This is a genomic window from Rhodopseudomonas sp. BR0C11 (assembly GCF_010820945.1).
Taxonomy (GTDB): domain Bacteria; phylum Pseudomonadota; class Alphaproteobacteria; order Rhizobiales; family Xanthobacteraceae; genus Rhodopseudomonas; species Rhodopseudomonas palustris_H.
Window position 1 is genome coordinate 1 of record NZ_QTKI01000641.1, and the last position, 1,697, is coordinate 1,697.

Genomic DNA, 1,697 nt, shown 5'->3' on the forward strand with positions numbered 1-1,697 from the left:
CTGCGGCCTGCCGATCGCGTACCACGCGGCCAAAGGCGGCGTCGATATCGACCTGCTGACCCGAGGCGCCGGCTTCGGCTACATCGGCTCGACGGTCACGTCGCTGATCTATGCCTCGTTCACCTTCCTGTTCTTCGCGATCGAGGCGGTGATCCTCGCCAACGCGCTGGAACTGTGCTTCGGCCTGCCGCTGCCGATCGGCTACTTCTTCAGCGCGGTGGTGATCATCCCGGTGGTGACCTATGGCATCACGCTGATCAGCCGGTTCCAGCTTTGGACCCAGCCGTTCTGGATTCTGCTGCACATCCTCCCGTTCGTCGCGATCGCAGTGAAGAGCCCGGAGTCGTTCGCCGCCTGGACACGCTTTGCCGGCGAGCAAGGCAGCCCGGATGGCAAACTCGATCTGCTGCTGTTCGGCACCGCGGCTTCGGTGGTGTTCGCGCTGGTGGCGCAGATCGGCGAGCAGGTCGACTTCCTGCGCTTCCTGCCCCGCGATCGCCGCGCTTCGCGGGGGGCCTGGTGGGTGGCAATGATCAGCGCCGGCCCGGGCTGGATCGTGCCCGGCGCGCTGAAGCTGCTGGCCGGATCGTTCCTGGCCTATTTCGCCCTCAGCCGCGGCGCACCGCCGGATCAGGCAGCCGAGCCGGCGCACATGTATCTCGAGGCGTTCCGCACTGTGCTGGAGCAGCCCGGCCTGGTGCTGGCTCTGACCGGCGCGTTCGTGATCCTGTCGCAGATCAAGATCAACGTCACCAACGCCTATGCGGGCTCGATCGCCTGGTCGAACTTCTTCTCGCGGCTGACCCACAGCCATCCCGGCCGCGTCGTCTGGCTGGTGTTCAACGTGCTGGTGGCGCTGCTCTTGATGGAGATCGGCGTCTATAAAGCGCTGGAGCACACGCTCGCGCTCTACTCCAACGTCGCGATCGCCTGGGTCGGCGCCCTAGTGTCCGATCTGGTCGTTAACCGGCCGCTCGGACTGCGGCCGAAGCACATGGAGTTCAAGCGCGCGCACCTCTATGACATCAATCCGGTCGGCGTCGGCTCGATGACGATCGCGACGGTGGTGTCGATCAGCGCGTTCTATGGCGTGTTCGGGCCGACCGCGAAGGCGCTGGCACCGTTCGTGGCGCTGGTGGTGGCGTTCGTCACCGCGCCCATGATCGCCTTCGCCACGGGTGGCCGGTTCTACATCGCGCGCAAGCCGAAGCGGGCCTGGCAGGGCGTCGAGTCGATCAAGTGCTGTATCTGCGAGCACTCGTTCGAAGCCGAAGATATGGCCTCCTGCCCGGCCTATGCGGGACCGATCTGCTCGCTGTGCTGCTCGCTCGATGCCCGCTGCCACGACCTGTGCAAGCCGCACGCGCGGATCGACGCGCAGTTCACCGATGCGCTCGGCAAGATGCTGCCGCAGCGGGCCTACGCGCTGCTGAACTCGCAGGTCGGACACTATCTGACCGTGTTCGCGGTCTCGGTCGGGCTGATCGGGCTGTCGCTGTTTCTGATCTATCTACAGGTCGCGACCGCCAACGAAACGCAGCAGATCGAGCTCGCCGAGATTCTGTGGAAGCTGTTCTTCGCGCTCACCATCATCGTCGGCGTGGTGAGCTGGCTGTTCGTGCTGGCGCGGCTGAGCCGACAGGCGGCCGAGGCCGAGACGCGGCGGCAGACCCAGCTGCTGATGCAGGAGATCGACG

1 protein-coding gene is annotated in these 1,697 nt (G+C 65.7%); it reads left to right on the forward strand.

The features are described from left to right. Positions 1–1,697 (forward strand): purine-cytosine permease family protein (locus DYI24_RS26125; protein ID WP_502706381.1); only part of this gene is annotated, 1,697 nt, incomplete at both ends.